This is a genomic window from Verrucomicrobiia bacterium (assembly GCA_019694135.1).
In the GTDB taxonomy this organism is placed as follows: Bacteria; Verrucomicrobiota; Verrucomicrobiia; order JADLBR01; family JAIBCM01; genus JAIBCM01.
Window position 1 is genome coordinate 48,115 of sequence record JAIBCM010000002.1, and the last position, 22,118, is coordinate 70,232.

Below are 22,118 nucleotides of genomic sequence, written 5' to 3' on the forward strand. Positions count from 1 at the left end.
AATAAAAAAGCGTCCCGCCTAAGCGGGACGCTTGATCTCGTGAATGATTCGAGAAAGTATTATTTACGTTCTAAAGTAAAAACGTTAGAAGTCACTGCAGTTAATTGATCTGCACTTTCGCCTCGAACTAAAACAGTGATTTGGCCAGCAGGCAAATCAGAACCGACTTTTTTCGCTTTGAAAAAGCCGCGAGTGTTCTTTTTGTTAAGCTTGAATTTAGTCACCTCTGTGAAAGCTGCAGGGGTGTTGTTGGAAGAACCGCTAGAGATTAATGCAATTTTAACGGAGGTTAATACGTTGCTAGAGGTACTAGTGATTTTTCCCTTAACAGTGAAAGGCTTTCCTGTCTTTCTCTTTAATGTTTTGCTAGCCTTGGGTTTGATTTTTTCAAAAGTGTAACCTTGTAATAAATCAATAGCTTGTGGTTCGCCATAAACAAAGTCGTCCATGACCACTAAGTCGTTTTGTGCGTCATCTTCGATACCCGTGCCGATTGGTCGAGTGCCACTAGTTACACGAACTCGGGCAATTTTTTCCTTGTTAGCAGTTGTGCTAACACCGAGAAATGAAAGACCGTTGTTAGCGGGTGTGGCATTGAAGATGCCTAAAGAACCTCCCGAAGCATCAAAACATTCAATGTGTGCACTTTGTGCTTGATCAACATCTGTGAAGACGATTCCAAAACCATTAACCGCTGCAGGAGTTGTTGTCCCCGGTAAAAAGAAGGTAACATCAAACGCATTGCTGCCTATAGGGGCGAATAATCGTGTGGGTGAAAAGGTTTGGAAAATGCTAAGATAATTACTGTTGATAACGGAGAATTTTTCTCCTGGATCATTGCCTAAGATACTTACAATAAAAGGAGCGCTGGCGCTTCCGAGTACCGCACCACGAGCGCTTGTGGTATTAAAAAAATCAGGGGGTAGTGGGGCGGAAATAGGATCTGTAAAATTGACTCCATCCCAGTTAATGCGACGAAATCCGTTAGTGAAGGTGCCAGTAGCGGCGCCATTATTGGTTCCTCCCAATGCAACGGTATTGGTAAATTGATCAAAACTGGCTTGGATAGCTGCAGCATCCGCGCCGGCACTGGTAACGACATTTAGAGCAGCCGAACTTTTGTTAAAGTGAGCAGCCGCTATGGCAAGGGTTAAAGCAAAAGCTTTAGTAAAACGAAATGTTTTCATAATTTATCTCCTAGGTTAAAAATTAAGTTATATCCATTTAAGGAAATATTTATTTTTGTCAAGCAACATTGGAAAGTATTGAAAAAGTCGAGAATTGCTTGCGCTTGACCCAATGTTTTCGCTAAGAGAAAGGTAGCTATGATTGTTGTATTAAAACCAAATGTTTCTAAAGACGCTGTGCGACGTGTGATCGCTGAAGTGGAAAAACTGGGGTATAAAGCGCATCCTGTGATCGGTGAGCTGCAAACCATTATCGCTGCGATTGGCGATGAGACGGCGCATCACACTTTGGAAACTTTAACGGCGTGGCCCGAAGTGGAATCCGTATTGCGAGTGCAAAAACGTTATAAGTTAGTGACACGTGAGGGAGATCGCAAGGACACGCATATTAAAATTCAAGATCAGTGGATTGGCGCTGGCAAAAAGTTATCGCTCATGGCGGGTCCCTGTTCAGTAGAAAGTGAAAAGCAGACAATTGAAACGGCTATTGCGGTGAAGGAAGCAGGCGCTACGATTTTGCGTGGTGGGGCTTTTAAGCCACGCACGTCGCCTTATGAATTCCAGGGATTGGGTAAAGAAGGTTTGAAAATTTTGGCCAAAGCAAAAAAAGAAACAGGTTTGGCTATTATTACAGAACTACTTTCCGAAAGTGATGCGGAATTAGTGGCGGAGTATGCCGATATTTTACAGATCGGCGCGCGAAATGCTCAGAATTTTCAACTTTTGATTCGTGCAGCGAAAACAGGTCGACCCATTTTGTTGAAACGCGGTTTGAGTGAGCGGATTGAAGAATGGATGTTGGCAGCGGAATATATTTTGGCCAATGGTAATCCCAATGTTTTTCTTTGTGAACGTGGGATTCGCACTTTTGAAACTTTTACACGAAACACTCTAGACCTAAGCGCTGTGGCTATTGCTAAAAAGGAAACACATTTACCTGTAATTGTTGATCCGAGTCAAGGCTGTGGTCGTGCTGATTTAGTGATTGAAATGTGTAAAGCAGCTATCGCCATTGGGACTGATGGACTTTTGATTGAGGTTCACCCTAATCCTGCGGAAGCTTGGAGTGACGGTCAGCAACAGCTTGATATTAATACTTTCAAACGATTAGTAAAAGAGTTGGAGCCTTTTATTCAGGCAGTGGGACGGCCACAATAAAATTTTGCATCCTTTGCGCGCACTTTCATGGAACGCGTGTTATTGTTACAAGCCTCAGAAGACACTCAGCAGTTGCTTGATTCTTTATTTCAAAAAGATGCGGTGCAATGGATTATTCAGGCACAGGCCAATTTAGCGACGCTGGAAAGACAGCGGCCAGATTTAGTTTTATTAGAGTTGGGCTCTGATTCTTTATCTGGATTGAAACAACTTCAGTTGTTGCGTAAAGCTCGTATTCAATTGCCTGTCATTATTATTTCATCCGATCGCAGCCCTGAGTTAACCATGGAGGTGATGAAGTATGGCGCTTATGATATTTTGCATACGCCATTGGATCGGGATCAGGCTAATTTTTTAATCCGTGACGCGCTCAATACGGTGCGCAATATTAAATCATTAAAAACAGGTGCAGAAACTGGCACGTCTTTTTTTTCTGAGGATATGGTTGGAGCGACGCCGGAAATGCAGGCGATTTTTAAATTGATCGGACAAATTGCTCCGAGCCATGCCACGGTGCTGATTACGGGTGAAAGTGGTGTAGGCAAAGAGTTAATTGCGCGTGCAATCTATCGTCACAGTTTGAGAAAAGGGCAGCCTTATATGGCTGTGAATTGTGCGGCGATTCCTGATACTTTGTTGGAGAGCGAGTTGTTTGGGCATGAAAAAGGGGCTTTTACGGGAGCTACACAAACGCGGCAGGGTAAGTTTGAATATTGTGATGAAGGCACTTTGTTTTTGGACGAAGTAGGTGATCTTTCTGCTAATACCCAAGCTAAACTTTTGCGGGTGCTGCAGAATGGGGAAATTACTCGCATTGGCAGCAATGTGCCGATTCATGTGAATGTTCGCATGATCGCTGCGACTAATCGTAATTTGGAGAAGGAAGTAGCAGAAAAACGGTTTCGCGAAGATCTTTTTTATCGGTTGAATGTGGTGCGTTTGGAGGTGCCGCCTTTGCGGGAAAGGAAAAAAGATATTGCTGCAATCAGTTTGGCGATTCTCAAGAAAATTGCCGCGCGCGAAAATATGATGCCGCCTTCGATTTCTGAAGAGGCGATGCAGTTATTGGAAAATTATTCGTGGCCGGGCAATATTCGGGAGTTGGAAAATAGTTTGCATCGGGCGGCGGTGTTATCTTCAGGGGAAACCATCTTTCCGCATCATTTGCCCAAGACAATTTTGGGAGCGGAATTGTTTTTGAAATCCGAACGAACGACTATGAGAAAAGCTCAAGATTCTGAGAAAGATCAACTTTTTCAAGAATTGATTGCGGAAGCTCAGCAGCAAGCGCCCTCCGATATTTTGGGTTGGATTGAGCGAGAGATGATTCGCCGCATTTTTCAAAAAACCGGTGAAAACCAGTTGCAAACGGCCAAGCAATTAGGTATTTCGCGCATTACTTTGCGAAAACGTTTGGTGGATTTAGGATTGATTCAAGGGGCTTAGTCTGATTAGCGCGGCTTATTAATGAAATGTGCTAAAAGGCGGATTCTATTTTTTAAGACGATTACAGAAATGATAATCAGGAAAAGCCGGAGAGGAGGATTGAACTCCCGACCCACGGTTTACGAAACCGTTGCTCTACCACTGAGCTACTCCGGCAGGGAAAGGAAGAATATGGAACGGGGCGGGATGAGTTTCAAGTTTTTTGCCAGATAGTTTTTTAAGTGGTTTCATAAAACAGGATTGTCAAAAGCCGGGACTTCTGCATTCTTTGCGCGATGGCTGATGCAGTAGAAGTTACCGCGATTGTGAAGGAGGTGTTGCCTGCGACGATGTTTCGAGTTCAACTCGAAAATGGGAACGTGTTGTTGGCGCATCTTTCCGGTCGCATGCGAAAAAATTTTATTAAGATTATGTCAGGAGATAAAGTGACAGTTGAAATCAGTCCTTACGATTTGACCAAAGCGCGCATTACTTATCGTCATCCCACGGTAAGCAGCGCGGCGAGTGGCGCTGTTTCCACAGTCATGAAGCAGGGCAAGATTCAGAGAAGACAAGGCAAACGATAGGACAGCCATGGGAAGTTACTGGATTAAAGGCAACGATGGCAAAGAATATCGGGCGGAAGATGAGAGAATTGTCATCGAATGGATTCAGGAGAATCGTATTGCAGCCTTTACTCAAATCAAAAAAGAAGGGGAGAATGAGTTCCGAGCGGCGAAGTTGCATTCGGAGTTTGCTTCTTATTTTCCAACATCTAGTTCTTCCGAAGTTGTTACAGAAATTTCACCGCCTATCTTAAAGGAGGGCTCTCCTCAAGTGGCAGAAGGGGCGCATCTTCAAGTGGGCCTAGCCTTTCGTGAGGGATGGCAGCTTTTTCGTGAAAATATTTTGTTGAGTTATGGCGGGCTCATTTTTTGGATAGTCATTAATTTAACAATTGGTTTTTTGCCAGCTTTAGCTCATTTTGTGTTGCGACCTGTTGTGGGCGATTCTCCCGTTTTGTTAGTGGGAATGCAGGGGATTAGTTATTTGTTGCAGTTAATTTTAGCTGGGCCGCTTTTGGTAGGTTTTTATAAATTTTGGCTTAATATGGTAGATAGGCGGGATCCGCACTTGCAGGATTTTTTGAATGGGTTTGAGATTTGGTTGCCAGCGATGTTAACGCAATGGCTCAAGGGATTGATTTTTATGGGGATTATTGCGCTTTCGGTTCCTTTTTTTGTCTCTTCATTTTTTTTCAAATTTCAGGATTGGATGTCAGGCAAAATTCCTCCCATTGAGGAGTGGGGATGGGTGTTAGTAGGTTTATTTGTTTTGGCGTTTGTCATTGTGGTGGTGATGACGTTATTTTGGTTTGTTGAGTTTTTATTGGCGGATCGTATTAGTTTAAAAGTGTTTCGATGTTTTAAGTTGAGCGCGCAGTTGGCTTTGAGAAATATTCCTGGCTTGGCTTTGCTTTTTACGTTAGTTACACTTTTTTTCATTGTAGCTTGTTTTACTATCGTTGGTGTTTTAATCATTTTACCTTGGCTTATCTTGTCAGTGGTTCATGGCTATCGACAGTTGGTGCCACGAAATAAGGAGTCTTAAACGGCGGGTCCTTCGCCGGGAATAAGAGATGAGAATTAGTAAGGGCCACTAATTCGAAAAAGGGAAAAAAACTATGGCAGCGGGTAATATTGAATCAAAGCTGGTGGAAAAGCGTGTATTTAAACCCTCAAAGGCGTTTGCGGAACAGGCGCGGGTTCGTAGTTTTAAGGAGTATCAAAAGATTTATCGTCAGTCGATTCAAGCGCCTGACAAATTTTGGGCAAAAGCTGCTACGGAAAATTTAACTTGGTTTAAAAAGTGGAATAAAGTTTGCCAATGGAAAGAGCCTTTTGCGAAATGGTTTGTGGGTGGCAAGTTGAATGTAAGTTATAACTGTTTGGATCGACATTTGGAAGGTGGACGTCGTAATAAAGCGGCGATTATTTTTGAGGGGGAACCGGGCGATTCTCAGACTTTGACTTATCAACAATTGCATCGCGAGGTGTGTCGTTTTGCGAATGTATTGAAGAAACATGGTATTAAAACGGGCGATCGAGTAGTTATTTATTTACCGCAAGTACCTGAGGCGGCGATTGCGATGTTGGCTTGCACGCGAATTGGCGCGGTCCACAGCGTGGTGTTTGGTGGATTTAGTGCTACGGCTTTGCGCGATCGTATTAATGATAGTAAGGCAAAACTGGTTATTACTTCGGATGGAGGATTTCGTCGGGGGTCGGCACATGCTTTAAAGCCGGCGGTGGATGAGGCATTAAAGCAGACGCAGTCGGTGAAAAGTGTGATTGTTTTGCGTCGCACCAAGATGGAAGCGCACATGGCGGTGGGACGCGACCATTGGTGGCATGAAGAAGTGGAAAAGGTTTCGGATGTTTGTGAGCCGGTAAAATTGGACAGTGAGCATCCGCTTTTTATTCTTTATACCAGTGGCAGTACGGGTAAGCCCAAGGGCATTTTGCATACGACAGGTGGGTATTTGTTGGGCGCTCATTTAACAACGAAGTATGTTTTTGATATTCGAGAGGATGATATTTTTTGGTGCACAGCGGATGTGGGCTGGATTACGGGCCACACTTATACGGTGTATGGAGCGTTATCGAATGGTGCGACGACTTTGATGTATGAAGGTGTGCCGAATTATCCGCAACCAGATCGGTTTTGGTCGATTATTAATAAGTATAAGGTGAATATTTTTTATACCGCGCCTACAGCGATTCGTTCCTTTATCAAAGCAGGTGATGAATGGCCAAAGAAACATGATTTATCGAGTTTGAGGTTGTTGGGTTCAGTAGGTGAGCCGATTAATCCTGAAGCTTGGATGTGGTATTATAATAAAATTGGATATAAACGTTGTCCGATTGTGGACACGTGGTGGCAGACGGAGACGGGAGCGCATATGATTACGCCGTTGCCAGGAGCTACGCCTTTGAAACCGGGCACAGCGACTTTACCATTTTTTGGGATTGATGCTGCAGTGGTGGATGATCGGGGTAAGGAGGTTCCTTTTAATTCGGGTGGTAAATTGGTGATTCGCAAACCGTGGCCTTGGATGTTGCGCACGATTTATGGCGATGAAGCGCGTTATCGTCAGACGTATTGGAGCGAGGTGAAAGGGTGTTATTTCACGGGAGATGGTGCGCGTCGCGATAAGGATGGTTATTTCTGGATCGTGGGTCGTATTGATGACGTGCTCAATGTTTCTGGCCATCGTTTAGGGACGGCAGAAATTGAAAGCGCTTTGGTAAGTCATCCGAAGATTGCGGAAGCGGCGGTTGTTGGACGCAATGACGCGTTGAAGGGCCAGGCGGTTGTAGTTTTTGTTACAGTGAAAAGTGGCGTGTCGACGGGTAATGGGTTGAAGGAAGAATTGCGTGCCCATGTTGCTAAGGAGATTGGACCGATTGCAAAACCGGACGATTTGCATTTTACGGAAGCACTTCCTAAGACGCGAAGTGGTAAAATTATGCGACGATTGCTCAAGGAAGTGGCAGCGGGCAATGAAATTAAGGGTGACACGACGACGTTGGAAGATTTTGGCGTGATTTCCAAATTGCGTGCGATTGAAGATTAATAAAATTGGGCTAGTTTATGCCAGCATCACTCACATCGGTTTCAGGGAAAAGTTCTAGTAGAATTGAGACGGTGAATTTTGATTTGGAATCGCGAGTCAATGCGGCGATTCATGCGTCTCAAAATCATCTGCTTTCTTTACAACATCCTGATGGTTATTGGGTGGGAGAGTTAACCGTCGACACCACTTTGATTTCGGATCTGGTGCTTTTTATGCATTGGCGGGGTAAGGTGGATTTTGCGAAGCAAGCGAAATGCGTGAAGCATTTGTTAGATCGTCAGTTGCCAGATGGTGGTTGGAATATTTATGTGAATGGCCCCAGTGAGGTTAATGCCAGTGTTAAAGCTTACTTTGCTTTAAAATTAGCCGGTTTATCGCCTCAAGAGCCTGCGATGAAAAAAGCGCATGCCAATATTTTGCGTTTGGGAGGAATTCCTAAAATGAACACTTACGCGAAATTAAATTTAGCGTTGGTGGGACAATTTTCTTGGAAATATCTTCCGATTATTCCTGTTGAGATTATTTTGCTTCCCAAATGGTTATATTTTAATATTTACGAAATGTCTTCTTGGAGTCGGGCTATGCTTTGTCCGCTCGCTATTATTAACCATTTTCGACCCACACGTCCACTTCCGCCGGAAAAACAGTTGCATGAACTCTTTCCTTACGGAACGGAGCATAACGATTTTTCGTTAAAGTATGATTCAAAGTTTTTTACTTGGCGCAATTTTTTCCTGCGTTGGAACGATTTTTTAAATTTTGTGGATGGTTTGCCTTATAAACCTTTTCGTTCTGTAGCATTGAAGAAAGCTGAACAATGGTTGTTGGCGCGAATTAGTGAAGGCAGCGATGGGTTGGGGGCGATTTATCCTGGTATTTTTAATGCCATTGTTGCTTTGGAATGTCTCGGTTACTCCGATGAACACCCCATCATGCAAAAGCAGTTAAAACATTTTGAAGAATTGGAAGTTGACGATATTGTAAATAACGATTTTCGTGTGCAGCCCTGCTTATCTCCTGTATGGGACACCGCTATTACTTCAGTGGCATTGGCTGAATCGGAAGTGCCCGCTGATCATCCTGCACTGCAAAAAGCGGCCGATTGGTTGTTGAGCAAAGAAGTGCATTTTCGAGGTGATTGGCAATACAAAAATCCTTACCCTGTTGCTTCGGGATGGGCATTTGAGTTTAATAATGAATATTATCCCGATGTGGATGATACTTTGAAAGTGCTTTTGGCGCTTCGCTTAGTACAAACTTCGAACGAATCTAGTAAACAAGAAGTCATAGAGCGGGCTTTAGGTTGGGTATTAAGTTTTCAATGTAAAGATGGGGGTTGGGCAGCTTTTGACAAGGATGTGACGAAACATTGGCTGGAAGATGTGCCTTTTGCGGATCATAATGCTATTTTGGATCCTACTTGTAGCGATATCACAGCGCGCTGTTTGGAGTTGCTCGGCAAGTTGGGTTATCGCAATAACACGCGTTTTATTAAACGCGCTCTTGCCATGCTTCAAAAGACTCAGGAATCGGACGGTTCCTGGTTTGGTCGCTGGGGCGTGAATTATATTTATGGAACGTGGCAAGTGTTGCGAGGGGTAAGTGCTTTAAACGAAAATATGAATGAAGATTGGATTGTGCGTGGCCGCGACTGGTTAGAATCGTGTCAAAATTACGATGGAGGTTGGGGCGAAACGTGCGCGTCTTATGATGATTCCGCTTTAAAAGGAAAAGGTCCCAGCACAGCTTCTCAAACAGCTTGGGCGCTAATGGGTATCATTGCTTGCGGCGATCCTCATCGAATTAGCATTCAAAAAGGGGTGGATTATTTATTGCGCACACAAAATTCCAATGGGAGCTGGACAGAAGAAGAGACCACGGGAACGGGTTTTCCTAAGGTGTTTTATTTGCGTTATGATATGTATCGCAATAACTGGCCTTTACTTGCTTTAGCGGAGTATAAGAAGTTGCGTGCCCAATTTCCTGCATAAATGGCGACACCTGTCTCTTTAGCTGTTTTTTTTGCTGTGCCTCATGAAGCTGCGTTATTGAAAAAAAAACTGAAATTTCGATGGCAAAAAAAAGGCGTTGGCTTGTTTTTTGCTGAAACTCGGGTGAGGGATAAAACCATTCTTTTCGCTTGTTTAGGAATGGGCAAAGAAGCAGTGAAGAAAAATTTAACATTTCTTTTAGATTATTTTACTTTTTCTCAAGCGATTTTAGCGGGTTACGCTGGAGCGCTCGATCCCAAACTCGAAAAAGGAGATATTGTCATTTCTGATAAGCGATACTTGGATTTATTGCCTGATTTAAAATTAGGAAAAATTATTTCTGTTGATACAGTAGCAGCTACTGCCGAAGAAAAATATGCGCTATTTCAAAAAACTGGCGCTTCTGTTTGCGATATGGAGTATGAAGCAGCTTTGGTGATTTGTCAGAAACACAACCTTACTTTGTATTCGATTCGAGCTGTGAGCGACACGGCTCACGAGAATTTACCTTCAGGCGCGCTAGCAAGCGCTTTTGATTTAAAAAGGCAACGATCAACTCCTTTAAAGATTTTTTGCTATGGGATAAGACATCCTCGGAATATGATTTCTTTTTTTAAATTTGTTCATGGACTGGCAAAATCTCAAAGAGCTTTAACACAAATCTTGATTCAAATATTAAAAAATCAATCTTAGTTTTGGATAATCATTGAAGCCACTCTTTTTCCGCTCCAAATGGCGCCCTCAATAGTTGCTGGCAAACCCGTGTTAGTCCAATCACCTGCTAAGTAAAAATTTTTCCACTGTGTTTGGCAATCAGGGCGATAGGGTAATGTTTCAGGTCGCGTTTGAAACGTGGCATCGCGAGCGCGATAGATAAAATGGTGTAAGAGTTTAGCTGTCTTACTTTTTGGCAAAAAGCGATAACATTCTTGTAGTGCTAGTTGTAATAATTCTTCTTGAGAGGTTTTTTCAAACTCGTAAGCGGCGCTAATCACTAAGGCAACACTGGGATAAGCTGTTTTTTCCAGGTCAGAAATTTTGGTTTTGTTAAAGAGCCAGTGGATGGGTGAATCGAGAAATCCGAGAAAAGGCTCTTCGCAAATTTCTTGATCGAACCAGAGATGGATTCCGATAATAGGGGAGCCGTGCAAGTGGGAAATTTGTTGTGCAAGCGAACTGTTTTCGGGTAGTAGTTTTCGGATTGCGTGCCAAGGCATGGCAGAAATAATGGTATCAGCTTCTAAAATAGTGCCATTTTGGAGTTCTACTTTTGCTGCTAAAGCATTTTCAAAATGAATTTTTTGAATGGCTTGACCGCAAAGAATTTTACCGCCTGCTGCTTGAATGATATTAGCAGCAGGCTGAACGAGTAATTGGCTAAGCCCTACTCGACTAAAAAGAATAGTGGAATCTTCTCTGGAACCAAGAAAGGCACGACGGATAACTTCGCCAAACAGAGAGGCTGATGCGGTAGAGATGGTTTCGTTGAGCGCAGCAATACAAAAGGGTTCCCAAAGACTGCGAATGGTATTGGGTGTCTGTCCACACGCTTGCAACCATTCTTCAGCGGTGGAGGAGCGCCATTTTTCTCCTTTCGAATCGAGTTTGGCAGAAATGCCAACTTCCATAGCGCGAAATTTTTCAGAAAGAGAAAGTTCCTGAAAACCGAAAATAGCGCTTGCGAGATGAAAAGGGGCGGGCAAAGCAGCAGCTTGTAATCGAGTGATATGTTTGGCTTCGCTGACATAAGGCACATTGAGTTTGGTTTCAGGTCGTAGAAGATGTTGCGAGCCGATACGATTAAGAAGTTCTAAAGTCGCGTGATAGCAACCCATTAATATGTGTTGTCCGTTATCAATGTTGTCACCCGTTTTGGGATCGCGAAAAGAATGGGAGCGTCCTCCTAATGTTTGACGAGCTTCGACAAGGGTGATTTCGTGGCCGCTACGGGTAAGATGCACGGCCGTACTTAAACCTGCGACACCACCGCCAAGAATTAAGATTTTTTTTGTTGGAACGAGGGTATATTTTTTATTTTTTACCTTTTTTCTTTCCTGACGAATGGCGCGTTGCATGAGCCAGGCTTTTTTCATTTTTGAAAAAGCAATAGGTTTGTGCCAAATATCGTAATCTTGATTGCGCGCTTTTTGAAGCATTTCAAAATAAATGCTGCACATGATTTGGGCGGCCAGCATTTTGGGTTTGTCTTCAGGTGGAAGGGCTCGTTCGGCGGCAGCGTAGAGATGGTAGGCGCGTTCGCCCATCAAACGGAAAAGATTTAGAGCGCGCTCATTAATGTGAGTTTTTTTTAATTCTTCGCGAGAATAGTTTGCGCGTTGAAAATCTTCTTCTGGTAGATAAATGCGCTGATTGGTCAGATCGGTTTTTACATCGCGAAGAATGTTTGTGGTTTGAAATGCGAGACCTAAAAGTTCTGCGTAATGTTTTGTTTGAGGATTGGTGTAGCCGAAAATTTCGATGCTAACCAATCCCACGCAGGAAGCGACGCGATAACAGTATTGGCGAAGTTGTTCCCAGCTTTCATAAACTACTGGTTCGAGATCCATTGCGACGCCGTTTATAATTTCTTGCAGATAAATTTCGGGAATAGAATAGTGTTGAATGACTTGGGCGAGTTCGCGCGCTAGAGGTAAAGTTAAACTGTTTTGATTTTGATAACAGAGCTCAATTTCTTTTCGCCATTGATCCAATTGTTTTTGTTTTTCGGTAAGAGATAGAGTGGTGGAATCCGCGATATCGTCTACTACGCGGCAAAAAGCGTAAAAGATCGACATGGCATTTCTTTTTTCAGCGCTAAGAAAAGAAAAAGAAAGCGCCAGATTGGAACCGCTTTTTTTTGTTATGCTAGTTGCGCTGGAAGTGCTCACGGAGATTTAAAAATTTAAAGTTTAAAGCAGGCTTTGGGTAAGAGTCGCAGAATGTCCCATTTTGAAAGTGTGGGACGTTGATGGAGTGTGTAATAATTAATTTTTTCTATTTTTCGTAAAATCTCGGTTCCGCCTAGCCAGGTGAGTCGAATTTCGAATCTTAGCCCGCGAGTGAGATATTCCGGTAAACGTTTGCCTTCGTTAAAAATTTGCCAGGTGCGATCGACTTGGAATTTCAACAAGTTCCGAAATTGAGGAGTGTCGGCATTATTTTTTAACTGCGTTTCATCGATTTGAAAAGTGTCCATATCATTTTTCGGAAGGTAAATGCGATCTTTCAAAAGATCAACGCTCACGTCTTGCCAGAAATTGGCAAGTTGCAAGCCAGTGCAAATTTTATCGCTCAGTTGATGAAGTGTTTCGTCGCGATAATTAAAAACATGAAGAACCAAACGTCCGACTGGATTGGCGCTACGACGACAGTAGTCTAAAACCTCATCAAAGTTAGTATAACGAGTTTTGACTATGTCTTGTTTGAAAGCAGAAATAAGATCGCGAAATAGTTGAATGGGAAGCTGACATTTTTCAATGGCTTCGCGCAATGCGATAAAAATCGATTCTTGATTTTTGCCTTCTAGAGCTAGATCTAAATGATTTTCCCAACGTTCTAGAAGTTCAATTCTTTCGGGAACAGTAAGGGTTTGAACGGTTTCATCGGCAAAGTCATCCGCGGTGCGAGCAAAAGCGTAGACCGCGTGAATATATTTACGTTGAGGTTGAGGCAAAAGCCGCGAGCCTACAGGAAAATTTTCGTAATGGTCTTGCGCCTGGCGAGAGCATTGGAGGTAGGCTTCTTCGAGAGTCATGGATTTAGTGAGTTGAAATTTCCTGGTGAGTTAAGCCATTTCTAACTAAAGCGTGAGGTTGCAAAAGCCAAACATTTTGTTGTTTGTAAACTCGATCTCCCGCGCTTTGATGTTCCAGGCCTTCGATTTCATTTCCTTTTTTAATTCCTATAAAATAGATGTCGTAATCGGTTTGGTCAGGGTGAGAATAAATTTCGGCGGTGACATCGTTGTTTGTGTCGATTTCCAAATCAATTCGGGAATAGTCATTGTCTTTTTGATAAAGAAATTGTCTTTTCCCACTGGTATTAAGTTGGGTGGTGGTTTGACAGGCGGATAAAAGACAGACGGCCAAGAAAAAGATGCTAAAATGTTTCATAAAGGCTTTTTAACTGAACTTAGAAAAGTGAAAATAATTTTATTTCTTCTTTTTCATCTTTTTTTATTGTGGCGAAATGAACCAGTCGGAAAATGAGACGCCTACAAGGTTAGGTTACCGAATGCCTGCGGAATGGGAACCGCATGAGGCTACGTGGTTGAGTTGGCCGCGTCGTGATGGGATTTCGTTCCCAGGACGATTTGATTCCATTCCTTCCTATTGGGTGCGAATGGCGGAACTTTTGTCTGAGGGGGAGTTGGTCAGGATTAACGTGTTTGACGAGGCGCATGAAGCGGAGGTTAAAGAACATTTGGTGAAAGGGGGATTAGAAAAAAAATTAAATCAACGGATTTTTTTACATCGTTTTCCGGCGTATGAACCGTGGTGTCGAGATCATGGTCCGATTTTTGTTGTGAAAGAAGAAGCTCCTGAATTGGCGATTGTGGATTGGGGTTATAATGCGTGGGGAGGTAAATATCCCCCTTATGATTGGGATGATGTGGTGCCGACGCACATCGCTAATTTTTTAAAAGTTCCTTGTTTCCAACCCAAAATGATTTTGGAAGGAGGCTCGATTGATGTGAATGGTTGCGGCTCACTTTTAACGACAACCTCTTGTTTGTTAAACCCGAATCGCAATCCGGATTTGAGTCAGGAAACTATTGAGAATTATTTGAAAGATTATTTAGGGGTAACGAACATTTTATGGCTTGGAGAGGGGATTATTGGGGATGACACCGATGGTCATGTGGATGATATCACGCGTTTTGTTTCGCCCACCACTATAGTTACTGGCATTACTGACGATCCGCAGGATCCTAATTTTGAGCCGCTCATGGAAAATTATCGTCGTTTATTGGAGATGAAAAATGAGGAAGGAAAGCCTTTCCATGTTTGTTCGCTGCCTATGCCGACTCCGCAGAGTTATGAGGGGCAGCCCTTACCAGCGAGCTATGCCAATTTTTATATTGGAAATAAAGTGGTGTTGGTGCCCATTTATGATTGTGATAATGATGGAGAGGTTTTGGTAACTTTGCGGGAATTATTTCCCAAACGAAAAGTGCATGGGATTGATTGTCGGGATTTGATTTGGGGATTGGGCGCGTTTCATTGTGTTACGCAACAACAGCCTGCCATTAAAAAAGTGAAGCAATAGAAAAAGCCCGCGTCTAATGATAATATGAAAAAATCCCTAGTTTCCCAATGGAGTATGGTCACGGCGATGGTTGCCGGTTTAGTAGTTGTTTGTAATCATTCTGTTCAAGCGGAAGAGCTTTCACCTGAACAAGGAAGCCAAAAAATGATTAAGCGTTTTGACACCAATCATGACGGAAAATTGGATTCCAAAGAGCTGGAAGTGATGAAGGCTAAGATGGCTGAGATGCGAAAAGAGCATCAAGAAAGAATGCTGGAAAAATTTGATAAAAATAAAGATGGACAGTTGGATGACCAAGAAAGAGCTGAGATGCAAAAAGCTAGGCAAGCCTGGCAGGAGCAGCGCGCGGAAAATAGAGAAAAAGTTTTTGAAAAATTAGATTTAAATAAAGATGGAAAGTTGGACGAAACCGAATTGAAAAAGGCTCAGGAAAAACGATTGGATAAAGCAATGTCTTTAGACACGAACAAAGATGGGAAAATAGATAAAAAAGAGTGGGAAGCTCGGAAGCCGCAGAAAGAATAAATTGACCTACAGATTAGCACGGCTTTGTGTGAAGTCTTATTAATAAATGATCCATGTGAATTGGTAAAATTTATGAATAGATAGCTATTTTGCCAATTCCTTATTCATCTTTTTTAGTAATTTCTAGACGAAGGGTATTGGTGGCGATACCGGCACGATTTTCTACGATGAGTTTGATAGGAAAAGTGCCAACAGGGATGCGACGTTTGGTTTCGCGATAGTAAAAATCGATTTCACCGCGGTTTTTGTTGAATTCGGGCCAATCCTCAGGCCAAGCGATATCACTATTGGTAGCGTTGCCAGATTTTCCTACTGGGAAAACGACGCTAAAATTGGTAGGAGCGGGCACGGCGGTGATGCGATAGCGTCCATCAATTTTGTGGATGGCATGGTAAGGATCCCATTTGATTTCGATGGATTTAAAGAGGCGACTGGTGATTCTGGGTTTAGGGTAGCGACGTTTTATGGTGAGGGTGTAAATTTGTGAATTGGTGGCATTGAGTTGGGCATTGGTGGGATTGATTTGTATGGCAGTGATGGTAATGGAGAGGTTGGTGGTTTTATGAAGGGGAGTGCCTGAGATAATGCCTTCAGTTGTATTAAGGTTTAAGTTGGTGGGTAAGTCGGTTGCGCTGAATTGGGTGGGAACGTTGGTGGGAGAATATTGGATTTGAAAGGATAGAGATTGTTTCACGCGCCCCCGAATTTCGTAGGGAGGGTCTAAGGTTAAAGCATGGCTATGCAGGGCGATTAGGAATATCGTACTTGCTAAATTGCCCCAGATTAATTGTTTCATGATCTTAATAGTTAAGTTAAACAAGATTTTTAAAAATGGAAGGCTCTTTCTGAGATGCGGGATAGGTGGTTTTTATGAGCTGGTATTAAAATTGAGCCTTAAAATAGGTTTTTTAGGTGAGCGGGGTGGCATACGCCATTTGGCGTATTGAGGGAGTGGGAAAATCGTGGAATACTGTCCTAGCAATGAAAAAGTTAGGTTCAATTCAATTAAAGGTTCAGACGAGGACTACGGGAGATTGGAATCGTCTGTTTCTCAGAATGACCAACTTAGGCTGCAGGTACGGGAGAGCCTGCGGTATTTGGTGGGGGGGATGGCCAAGCATCTCCCCCCACTTTGGGTAAGGAATTCGCTTTCAAGGCGAAGAATGAAACGCAAAGCCGGGATTAAAATCCCGGCTTTTCTGTTTTTATGGGTGATGAAAAGCTGATTGCTTTCATAATTTCTAATTTATAATTCTTAATTTATTATATAGTGAAATGCCTTGACCATTTTGTGCTTCGAGGTAAGGATGAGAAGATATTATGTTAAGAAAGTTGCTTGGATTTTTTTCCAGCGATATTGGTATTGATTTAGGAACAGCCAATACGCTGGTTTTTGTTAAGGATCGCGGTGTTGTGTTGCGAGAACCTTCGGTTGTGGCCGTGCAATCTGGCACGCGCAAGGTAGTAGCAGTGGGCGATGAAGCGAAGCGCATGTTGGGCAGAACGCCTGGAAATATTACTGCGGTGCGGCCTTTGAAAGATGGGGTGATTGCGGATTTTGATATTACGGAAGCGATGTTGCGTCATTTTATTAAGAAGGTGCATCATGGTAGTAAGTTGGTGAGTCCGATGGTTGTGATTGCAATTCCTTCAGGCATTACGGAAGTTGAAAAGCGTGCGGTTCGCGAGTCGGCTTTGCATGCGGGTGCGCGGGAGGTTTATTTGATTGAGGAGCCGATGGCGGCGGCGTTGGGTGTGGGATTGCCGGTGCAAGAAGCGGCGGGAAATATGATTGTGGATATTGGTGGTGGGACGACGGAAATTGCGATTATTTCTTTAGGTGGCATTGTTTATTGTCGCAGTGTACGAGTGGCAGGCGATGAGTTGGATGAGAGTATTAGCATTTATTTAAAGCGTGCGTATAATTTAATGATTGGTGAAAGAACTGCGGAAGATATTAAAATAAAAATCGGTTCGGTGCATGTGATGGATAAAGAGATGACGATGGAAGTGAAGGGACGCGATTTGGTGGCGGGTTTGCCGAAGACGTTGACGATCACTTCTCAAGAAGTGCGGGAGGCATTGTTGGGGCCGGTGCAAACGATTTTAGAAGCGATTCGTATTACGTTGGAACGTTGTCCTCCAGAGTTATCGGCAGATTTGATTGATCGTGGTATTGTTTTGGCGGGTGGCGGTGCGCTGTTGCGAGGTATGGATCGTTTGATTTCTGAAGAGACAGCATTGCCTGTGTATGTAGCGGAGGATCCCTTGAGTGCGGTGGTGGAAGGCACAGGTAAAGTGTTGCAAGAATTTAAATTTTTAAAGAAAGTGGCTTCTTACGAAGGGAAAGCCAGTTAATAAAGCGGTGAGGCGAAAGAATAAAAAATATATTTTTACTCTAAAATTGGCTGAATGGCTGCGGAAGACAGCGCGTTTTTAATAGGAAGGCGTTGTGCGATCATGAAAAAAGTTTATTGGTTAATTTTGATCATTATCCTTTCCCTTATTAGTGCTCTTTTTTTGATTCCTAAAGATGTGGCACAGGATTGGAAGTTGAAAGTTTTGGAGATAACATCTCCTTTTTTTAAGGGTATTGCGAGAGTGAAGTGGCAGGTGACGGTATTAGGCAATGATTTGAAGTCGATTAATCAAATAAAAAAAGAAAATTTAGAGTTGTTAGCGATTAATGCGCAGTTGCGTGCGGAGAACGAGACGTTTCGCAATTTGGAAAAAGAAAATCAGGAATTAAAAAAGGCATTGCGATTTCAGCAAACCAGTTCTTTTCAATTGTTAATTGCCCGAGTGATTGCGCGAGAACCTTCGACGTGGTGGCAATATATTACTATTGATCGTGGGGAGGAAGATGGTTTGGAGGTGGATCAAGCAGTGGTTTCTCCACAAGGATTAATTGGAAAAGTGTCGGCGGTGACGCCGGGAACGGCTAAGGTGGTTTTATTGGGTGATGAAAATTGTCGTGTTTCAGCGACGTTGGAAGGCAGTAATGAGCAAGGGATTGTAGTGGGTCAGTTAACGGAGGTAGGAGGTGTGCAATGTCGGATGACATTTATTTCTCGAACTGCTGCGATTGATATTGGTCAGAAAGTTTATACTTCGGGGTTGGGTGGAGTTTTTCCGCAGGGATTGTTAGTGGGTGAGGTCGCGGAATTGGTTTCGGCCAATGAGAGCGGTGGTTTTGGATTGTACCGTGAAGTGTTAATTATGCCTTCGGCTGAATTATCAAATTTAGGCGATGTTTTTGTGGTCATTCGAAAAAAATAGATTATGGCACTGACGCTTTTAAGTTTGGTAGGTGTGATTGTTTTGGCGATCCAGAAATGTTTTCAGGCGCCAGCTTGGATGCAAGGCGCTAATTGGGTTTTTGTTCCCTTGTTAGTGATCTATGGGACATTATTTTTATTGCCTTACCAAGCTTGGATTTTGGCGTTGGTGTTGGGAGTGTTAACAGATTTTCTATCCGAAGCGCGATTGGGCAGCAATGCGGTGTGTTTATTGATTTTATCGGGGTTGCTGCAGACTCAATATTTGGAGCGTTGGCGTAAAAAAATTTATGCGCAAATTTTTTTGGCTTTAGTGGGGACGATGTTTTTTTTAATTGTGGATTATCTTTCGTTTTCATTGCAGCGCGGCCATTTTTTTTATAGTGACGGTATTTTATTTAAGATGACGGTGGCTTCTTTGTTGAATGCTTTTATGGCGCCGTTTGTTTTTAGTGGGTTAAATTGGGGCTTGAAAAGGTTGGGCGCGCAACTGCCTTCTGATTCTATCTATGAGGAGGAAGGGGTATGATTTTAGATGCAGTAGGGCGTCATTCGGCACGAGTGAAGGTTTTGGGATTGATGATTTTGCTTGGTTTGGGGATTTTGGTACTGAAGCTTTATCAGTTGCAAGTGGGAGAAGGGCAAGCTTCTGTAGAGCGAGCGCGGCAGCAAAGTGTGCGCACGATTTTGCTTTCTCCGGCGCGTGGGCTTGTGGCAGATCGATGGGGGGTTCCTTTAGCGGAGTTGCGTCCCAGCGTGGATATTGATTTGTACTTGCTTGAGATTAAAAGTTATTATCGAAAAAAATATCGTCATTTGCCTTATATCAAAGTGCAAGTGCGTCGCGGAGGAGTCACTAAGGCAGAGGATGAAGTGGATATTGTCAAGGTGGTTGAAGATAGTATTGCTCCATTGCGAGCGATTTTGGGGGACAAGTTGAATTATGATCCTGAGGCGCTGCGTTTGCATCAACGTATTCGGGAGAATGTGCCTTTTCAGTTGAAGAGCGATTTGTCATTTGGAGAGTTATCAAAAATTGTGGAACGCAATCCGGTTGTACCTGGGGTTAATATTGCGCCGCGTCCGGTGCGCCGTTACGCGTATGGAGCAACGGGATGCCATTTGTTGGGTTATGTGGGGAAACCTCAAGAGGCTAAGCTTTTGGTTCGTGAAGGTAGAAAAATGGAGGTGGAAACGATTGGGAAAGCAGGTGTGGAATTTGCTTTGGATGATTATTTGCAAGGCGATCCGGGTTATCGAAATATTGAGGTGGATAGCTTGGGAAGTGTGCAACGCATTTTGGATCAGCAGCAGCCGACTTTGGGAAGTACAGTGTATTTGACGATTGATTTGCGTGTGCAACAAATTGTGGAGAAGGCGATGGCAGGTGTGGGGCGTGGCGCGTGTGTGGTGATGGATGTGCATAATGGTGATATTTTAGCGATGGTGTCGGTGCCCAATTATGATCCCAATACGATTGTGACAAAGACGGGGTGGCAGGATGCGGCGTTAAATGAAGCGAAGCCTTTGATGAATCGGGCGTTGTCAGCTTATGCGCCAGGGTCCATTTTTAAACCGATTGTGGCTTTGGCTGCGCTGAAATATGACACGGTAACGCCTTCTTTTACTACGACGTGTTATGGCGGGATGCAAGTGGGGGATCGTTATCGAAAATGTTGGAGTTTTGATAAGGGAGGCTGTGGAACTTTATCTATGTTAGGGGCGATTCGGCGTTCGTGTAATGTTTACTTTTATACGGTGGGGATTCGAACTGGAATTGAAAAAGTATATGATATTGCGGATCGATTGGGTTTAGGGAAAAAATCAGGCTTACCATTGCGGGGTGAGGATCCGGGAACGATCCCCTCATTGGATTGGATGAAGCGAACTTACCCGAAAGATCGATGGAGTAATGGGCACATGGCGAATATGGCAATTGGGCAAGGTTTTGTGCGTGTGTCTCCTTTGCAGATGGCGGGTGTGGTATCGGCCATTGCGAATGGAGGGACGGCTTATTATCCTCGCTTGATTGCTAAAGTAATGAATGCTGCGGGTGAGGTAGTGCGAGAAGATCCTATTCGAGTGAAGGGGCAGTTGGATATGCCTGCGGAAAAAATAGAAATTGTTCGGCAAGGTATGCGAGCTGTTGTGAATGAGGGAGGTGGAACGGGTTCGCGAGCGGCGGTAGAAAATTATGTGATTGCTGGAAAAACTGGCACGGCGCAATTTCCCACTCGCATTCATGGTCGTCAGGTCAAGGATCAGCGCACATGGTTTATGGCTTTTGGACCCTATGACGAGCCGCGTTATGCAATTTGTTTGATGGTAGAGGGAGGCGCTTCGGGGGGGGCAACGTGCGCGCCGATTGTGGGAGAGATTTATAAAGAAATTTTTGCTTTGGAAAGTTCCACCCAAGGTTATCAATTGACTTATTTAAAACCGTATCGTGGTCATTTTGAAGGTGTACAAGAAGTGACACCGGAACAAGATCAAAATCCTGCACCACCTCCGGAGTAATGTTATGAAGCGATTAACTTTACGCCAAAAATTGGAAAATTTAGATTGGGTATTGCTTTTTGTTGTTGTGTTATGCGCGGTGGCTGGGATTGCGTGTATTTATAGCGCGACGTGGATTAGCGAGAGACCGGAATTGCGCGTTGCCTATCAGCGTCAAGCGTTTTGGGCTGCGATCGGGTTGGTGGCGTGTTTCATTGTTTCGTTAATCGATTACCAATTATTTTTAAAGTGGGTATGGATATTTTTTGGTGGCGCCATTGCTGTGTTGCTTTTGGTTTTGTTAGTGGGTCGCGAAGTTCATGGTGCGAAAAGTTGGTTGGCAATTGGTTCCTTGAGCGTGCAACCGGCTGAGTTTACCAAGGTTTGTTTTATTATTTTTTTAGCATGGTTTTTAACTAAGCAAGGTAAGAATGTGCGATCTTTAAGTACTTTTTTAATTAGTTGTGCGGTGATGGGTGTGTTTATGATTCTCATTCTCAAACAGCCCGATTTGGGTTCTGCTGCAGTTTTTATTCCGATCGCTTTTGCCATGATGTTTGTAGGAGGGGTGGCAAAGCGATGGCTGGCATTGGGAGGAGTGCTGGGAGTAGTCGGTGCAGTTTTAGCTTTTTTCTTTAAATTGAAGCCTTATCAAAAAGCGCGTCTTGCCACTTTTTTAAATCCAAGTTTGGATGTGAGTGGAGCGGGTTATCATTTGAATCAAAGTAAGATTGCGATTGGTTCAGGTGGATTGAGCGGAAAAGGATTTATGGAAGGGACACAGAATATGTTAGGATTTTTACCTCGCGATGTGTCGTTTAGCGATTTTATTTTTTCTGTGATTGGAGAGGAGTTTGGATTTATTGGCGGGGTGGCTTTGATTTTAGCGTTTACTTTTATTTTGTTCAGTGCGTTACGCATTTCTATGCGATCTCGGGATTTGGAAGGATCGCTTGTCGCGACGGGGGTGGTTATGTTATTTTTTGCACATATTTTTGAGAATATTGGTATGACCATTGGCGTAACACCGATTACGGGAATTCCGCTGCCATTTATTAGTTATGGCGGTTCTTTTGTGTTGAGTTGTTTTATTGCGATTGGTTTATTGCAAAGTGTGCATATTCATCGAAGAGTTTATTAAAGGATAAGAATT

At 43.4% G+C, this 22,118-nt stretch carries 19 protein-coding genes and 1 tRNA gene; 14 read left to right on the forward strand and 6 right to left on the reverse strand.

The annotated features are described in order from the left end of the window. Positions 1–59: 59 nt before the first annotated feature. Positions 60–1,187: a hypothetical protein gene (locus tag K1X66_02690; protein ID MBX7157282.1), complete on the reverse strand. Its 1,128-nt coding sequence runs from the start codon at positions 1,185–1,187 to the stop codon at positions 60–62. A 138-nt stretch (positions 1,188–1,325) separates the two neighbouring features. Between K1X66_02690 and aroF the strand changes: the two genes are divergently transcribed. Then, entirely contained in the window at positions 1,326–2,345 is a 1,020-nt protein-coding gene (gene aroF, locus K1X66_02695; protein MBX7157283.1) for a 3-deoxy-7-phosphoheptulonate synthase, read from the forward strand. A gap of 27 nt (positions 2,346–2,372) precedes the next feature. Further along, complete coding sequence (locus K1X66_02700) at positions 2,373–3,791, forward strand: sigma-54 dependent transcriptional regulator (GenBank protein MBX7157284.1); 1,419 nt, start codon at positions 2,373–2,375, stop codon at positions 3,789–3,791. 84 nt (positions 3,792–3,875) lie between these two features. Here the strand turns inward: K1X66_02700 and K1X66_02705 are convergent. Then, positions 3,876–3,947, reverse strand: a tRNA-Thr gene (locus tag K1X66_02705). Positions 3,948–4,066: 119 nt separating this feature from the next. On the opposite strand from K1X66_02705, the gene infA reads away from it, so the two are divergent. The 5 genes from infA (at position 4,067) to K1X66_02730 (ending at position 10,091) form a co-directional block, all read left to right on the forward strand. Further along, complete coding sequence (infA, locus tag K1X66_02710; protein ID MBX7157285.1) at positions 4,067–4,357, forward strand: translation initiation factor IF-1; 291 nt, start codon at positions 4,067–4,069, stop codon at positions 4,355–4,357. 7 nt (positions 4,358–4,364) lie between these two features. After that, positions 4,365–5,381: a hypothetical protein gene (locus tag K1X66_02715; protein MBX7157286.1), complete on the forward strand. Its 1,017-nt coding sequence runs from the start codon at positions 4,365–4,367 to the stop codon at positions 5,379–5,381. 73 nt (positions 5,382–5,454) lie between these two features. Continuing rightward, positions 5,455–7,407 carry an acetate--CoA ligase gene (gene acs / locus K1X66_02720; protein ID MBX7157287.1) on the forward strand — a complete coding sequence of 651 codons (1,953 nt, stop codon included), beginning with the start codon at positions 5,455–5,457 and terminating at the stop codon, positions 7,405–7,407. A 17-nt stretch (positions 7,408–7,424) separates the two neighbouring features. After that, positions 7,425–9,398, forward strand: coding sequence for a squalene--hopene cyclase (gene shc / locus K1X66_02725; GenBank protein ID MBX7157288.1), 1,974 nt, complete (start codon positions 7,425–7,427; stop codon positions 9,396–9,398). Next, entirely contained in the window at positions 9,399–10,091 is a 693-nt protein-coding gene (locus K1X66_02730; GenBank protein MBX7157289.1) for a hypothetical protein, read from the forward strand. It begins immediately after the preceding gene. Here the strand turns inward: K1X66_02730 and hpnE are convergent. From hpnE to K1X66_02745, 3 genes are read right to left on the reverse strand one after another with little or no spacing between them, the layout of a single operon-like run. Then, a complete protein-coding gene (gene hpnE / locus K1X66_02735) occupies positions 10,088–12,286 on the reverse strand; it encodes a hydroxysqualene dehydroxylase HpnE (protein MBX7157290.1) in 2,199 nt (732 codons plus the stop codon). The genes K1X66_02730 and hpnE overlap by 4 nt on opposite strands. 14 nt (positions 12,287–12,300) lie before the next feature. Continuing rightward, on the reverse strand, positions 12,301–13,152 hold the full coding sequence (gene hpnC / locus K1X66_02740) for a squalene synthase HpnC (protein MBX7157291.1): 852 nt from the start codon (positions 13,150–13,152) through the stop codon (positions 12,301–12,303). Positions 13,153–13,156: 4 nt separating this feature from the next. Continuing rightward, entirely contained in the window at positions 13,157–13,510 is a 354-nt protein-coding gene (locus tag K1X66_02745) for a hypothetical protein (GenBank protein MBX7157292.1), read from the reverse strand. Positions 13,511–13,586: 76 nt separating this feature from the next. Between K1X66_02745 and K1X66_02750 the strand changes: the two genes are divergently transcribed. Beyond that, positions 13,587–14,666 carry an agmatine deiminase family protein gene (locus K1X66_02750; GenBank protein MBX7157293.1) on the forward strand — a complete coding sequence of 360 codons (1,080 nt, stop codon included), beginning with the start codon at positions 13,587–13,589 and terminating at the stop codon, positions 14,664–14,666. A gap of 24 nt (positions 14,667–14,690) precedes the next feature. Beyond that, on the forward strand, positions 14,691–15,191 hold the full coding sequence (locus tag K1X66_02755) for an EF-hand domain-containing protein (protein MBX7157294.1): 501 nt from the start codon (positions 14,691–14,693) through the stop codon (positions 15,189–15,191). A 100-nt stretch (positions 15,192–15,291) separates the two neighbouring features. Here K1X66_02755 and K1X66_02760 read toward each other — a convergent pair whose 3' ends face one another. Then, positions 15,292–15,987: an Ig domain-containing protein gene (locus K1X66_02760; protein MBX7157295.1), complete on the reverse strand. Its 696-nt coding sequence runs from the start codon at positions 15,985–15,987 to the stop codon at positions 15,292–15,294. 524 nt (positions 15,988–16,511) lie between these two features. Here K1X66_02760 and K1X66_02765 point away from each other — a divergent pair. Genes K1X66_02765 through rodA form a run of 5 tightly spaced genes read left to right on the forward strand, consistent with a single transcriptional unit; the run spans position 16,512 to position 22,106 of the window. Then, positions 16,512–17,549 carry a rod shape-determining protein gene (locus K1X66_02765; protein ID MBX7157296.1) on the forward strand — a complete coding sequence of 346 codons (1,038 nt, stop codon included), beginning with the start codon at positions 16,512–16,514 and terminating at the stop codon, positions 17,547–17,549. 54 nt (positions 17,550–17,603) lie between these two features. After that, on the forward strand, positions 17,604–18,470 hold the full coding sequence (mreC, locus tag K1X66_02770) for a rod shape-determining protein MreC (protein ID MBX7157297.1): 867 nt from the start codon (positions 17,604–17,606) through the stop codon (positions 18,468–18,470). 3 nt (positions 18,471–18,473) lie between these two features. Continuing rightward, positions 18,474–18,998 carry a hypothetical protein gene (locus K1X66_02775; protein ID MBX7157298.1) on the forward strand — a complete coding sequence of 175 codons (525 nt, stop codon included), beginning with the start codon at positions 18,474–18,476 and terminating at the stop codon, positions 18,996–18,998. Next, on the forward strand, positions 18,995–20,986 hold the full coding sequence (mrdA, locus tag K1X66_02780; GenBank protein MBX7157299.1) for a penicillin-binding protein 2: 1,992 nt from the start codon (positions 18,995–18,997) through the stop codon (positions 20,984–20,986). The genes K1X66_02775 and mrdA overlap by 4 nt, the downstream gene beginning before the upstream one ends. Positions 20,987–20,990: 4 nt before the next feature. Further along, on the forward strand, positions 20,991–22,106 hold the full coding sequence (rodA, locus tag K1X66_02785) for a rod shape-determining protein RodA (protein MBX7157300.1): 1,116 nt from the start codon (positions 20,991–20,993) through the stop codon (positions 22,104–22,106). Positions 22,107–22,118 lie beyond the last annotated feature (12 nt).

Excerpts from the sequence above, each read along its gene's own strand:
- K1X66_02690 (MBX7157282.1), bottom strand. The coding sequence starts at position 1,187 with ATGAAAACATTTCGTTTTACTAAAGCTTTTGCTTTAACCCTTGCCATA.
- aroF (MBX7157283.1), top strand. The coding sequence starts at position 1,326 with ATGATTGTTGTATTAAAACCAAATGTTTCTAAAGACGCTGTGCGACGT.
- K1X66_02700 (MBX7157284.1), top strand. The coding sequence starts at position 2,373 with ATGGAACGCGTGTTATTGTTACAAGCCTCAGAAGACACTCAGCAGTTG.
- infA (MBX7157285.1), top strand. The coding sequence starts at position 4,067 with ATGGCTGATGCAGTAGAAGTTACCGCGATTGTGAAGGAGGTGTTGCCT.
- K1X66_02715 (MBX7157286.1), top strand. The coding sequence starts at position 4,365 with ATGGGAAGTTACTGGATTAAAGGCAACGATGGCAAAGAATATCGGGCG.
- acs (MBX7157287.1), top strand. The coding sequence starts at position 5,455 with ATGGCAGCGGGTAATATTGAATCAAAGCTGGTGGAAAAGCGTGTATTT.
- shc (MBX7157288.1), top strand. The coding sequence starts at position 7,425 with ATGCCAGCATCACTCACATCGGTTTCAGGGAAAAGTTCTAGTAGAATT.
- K1X66_02730 (MBX7157289.1), top strand. The coding sequence starts at position 9,399 with ATGGCGACACCTGTCTCTTTAGCTGTTTTTTTTGCTGTGCCTCATGAA.
- hpnC (MBX7157291.1), bottom strand. The coding sequence starts at position 13,152 with ATGACTCTCGAAGAAGCCTACCTCCAATGCTCTCGCCAGGCGCAAGAC.
- K1X66_02745 (MBX7157292.1), bottom strand. The coding sequence starts at position 13,510 with ATGAAACATTTTAGCATCTTTTTCTTGGCCGTCTGTCTTTTATCCGCC.
- K1X66_02750 (MBX7157293.1), top strand. The coding sequence starts at position 13,587 with ATGAACCAGTCGGAAAATGAGACGCCTACAAGGTTAGGTTACCGAATG.
- K1X66_02755 (MBX7157294.1), top strand. The coding sequence starts at position 14,691 with ATGAAAAAATCCCTAGTTTCCCAATGGAGTATGGTCACGGCGATGGTT.
- K1X66_02760 (MBX7157295.1), bottom strand. The coding sequence starts at position 15,987 with ATGAAACAATTAATCTGGGGCAATTTAGCAAGTACGATATTCCTAATC.
- K1X66_02765 (MBX7157296.1), top strand. The coding sequence starts at position 16,512 with ATGTTAAGAAAGTTGCTTGGATTTTTTTCCAGCGATATTGGTATTGAT.
- mreC (MBX7157297.1), top strand. The coding sequence starts at position 17,604 with ATGGCTGCGGAAGACAGCGCGTTTTTAATAGGAAGGCGTTGTGCGATC.
- K1X66_02775 (MBX7157298.1), top strand. The coding sequence starts at position 18,474 with ATGGCACTGACGCTTTTAAGTTTGGTAGGTGTGATTGTTTTGGCGATC.
- mrdA (MBX7157299.1), top strand. The coding sequence starts at position 18,995 with ATGATTTTAGATGCAGTAGGGCGTCATTCGGCACGAGTGAAGGTTTTG.
- rodA (MBX7157300.1), top strand. The coding sequence starts at position 20,991 with ATGAAGCGATTAACTTTACGCCAAAAATTGGAAAATTTAGATTGGGTA.